This window comes from Moorena sp. SIO4A1, assembly GCF_010672065.1.
In the GTDB taxonomy this organism is placed as follows: Bacteria; Cyanobacteriota; Cyanobacteriia; order Cyanobacteriales; family Coleofasciculaceae; genus Moorena.
The window spans coordinates 1-1976 of sequence record NZ_JAAHHX010000393.1; the positions used below are offsets into that span (position 1 = coordinate 1).

Sequence of the window (1976 nt, forward strand, 5' to 3'; positions counted from 1 at the left end):
CTGGACGAGGTATTGGCCTAGATGTGGTGCGCTCCCAACTGCAACGGATTAACGGTCGGGTAAAGGTTCGCTTCCAGCCGGGTCTTGGCACGACCTTTTGCTTGCAGATCCAAGAAGCAACAGAATTTCAACTGAGCAGGTGCGGCTAAACACAACTCAATCACTCTTTTATCTAAAAAAGGATGACGAGGTTCGATGCTAACTGCTGCACTAATCCCATCAATTTGTTCGCTACCTTCCTGCATATTACCGGAAGTTATGCCTCGGTAATGGTTTAAATATTCAGTAGGTAAGTAGCCAAATTGATCATTGAACTCATCTCGGAGTAATTTACCTAATTTAATAGACTTTGCGAGTTGCTTGGCAATATTTGCATTGTAGTTATTACAGTTTAGCATACGAAAAGTGTTATAGATGCTTCGTAAAACAAATTTAATAGTTTTTTTGGTCGAAAAATTCCAGTACTTCCCTGCCATAAACAATAAATTGATATAGTTTTTTATGGCAACTTTTTTAACTAATTCTGTGCCATAAGGCAGAAGATATTGATACAAATCTGATTCAACGTCCTTAGCACTATCAGACTTATTTTGATAACGACCTTCTACTATTTTGAGAAGCTTTTCCCATTCCCCTAATTCCAGTAACTCATGAGGATAATCCGTACCGTGGGAAACAATAGTATCCCCATCATGTCCCGTTAACACCACCCTTGCACCTTGTTGTTTGACCTCCCGAACAATCGCCAGTAACATCGCTGGGGTAGGCATTTGCACTGGTTGGTCTAACCAAGGAGTAACCGTTTGAGCAGCACTAATGGGATTACCTACTTTCGCAACATGATGGTTAAAACCACCCTGGGCCAATACGGTATCTACATAAGCCGTCTCATCAGCCGAAGGGGTATCACAATCAGAATATATCGTTAACAATTCTGCATCACTATCTTTCTCCCGCAACAAATTCCGCGCCACACAACTAACGGAAGAAGAATCGACACCACCACTGAGAGTAGACGCTACTGGGTAAGCACTCCGCAGACGACACCCTATCGCTTCGGTAAATCGCTTGCGGAATTCCTCCACATAGTCAGCATCAGTCTTTAACGTCTGCTGTATCTTCTTTGCTTCGGCATCTAAATCCCAAAAAGACTGAGATTCTATCCCTTTCTCGCTCACTTCCATCCAGTGGGCGGGAAGCAGACGCAGAATATCTTGATAGAAAGTATCGGGTTTTAATTTGGCAAACCCACTTAACTGACACAGATAAATAGCAACTTTGGCATCATTGACGTTACGGGGTACTGCATCTAAACAGAATAATCCTTTTATTTCCGAAGCAAAGACAAACAATTTACCGGGTTGATAGTGATAATAAAATGGCTTAACCCCCATATAATCTCTGGCACAAAACAATAGCTGCTTACGCTTATCCCAGATAGCAAAAGCAAAGTCACCAATTACCTTACCCGGACAGTCTCGCCCCCATTTATCGTAAGCGGCTAAAATTAAATCGCTATCAGTAATTTTATCGGCTGGACGATCGTTTAATTTCAGTGCATAAATAAGCTCATCCCGATTATCAATGCGAGCATCCGCTGTCAGTATTAAATTACCAGTGCGGTCTTTTAAAGGTAATTGCTCTAATAACGATTCAGGTGTCGTCCATAACATCCGATGTCCTAAACCTACAGAGCTATCATCGCACCAAACCTCAGCGCCATCTGGTCCCCGGTGCGCCAACACATCCACCATACGCCCGATCTTTTCGCGCTCCACGGGGCGACCATCAAGATTGTAAATACCTACAATTCCACTCATAATCTATAGCGGTTTGTGACAATGTTTACGTACATAGTTATGGTTTTTTAGGGAACAGGGAATAGGGAATAGGGAACAAGGAATAGAGCAGTTGGCATCCAACCCAAGTTATTTATTATTGCCAATTAAGAAGTGGACTTTATCTTTTTTGCCCCA

Annotated in this window: 1 protein-coding gene; it reads right to left on the bottom strand. The window is 42.4% G+C overall.

Going from position 1 to position 1976, the window contains the following annotated elements; genetic code table 11:
• Positions 1-17: 17 nt before the first annotated feature.
• Positions 18-1820, bottom strand: a complete 1803-nt coding sequence (locus tag F6K53_RS38630; protein WP_293085132.1) for a lasso peptide isopeptide bond-forming cyclase — start codon at positions 1818-1820, stop codon at positions 18-20.
• Positions 1821-1976: the final 156 nt, after the last annotated feature.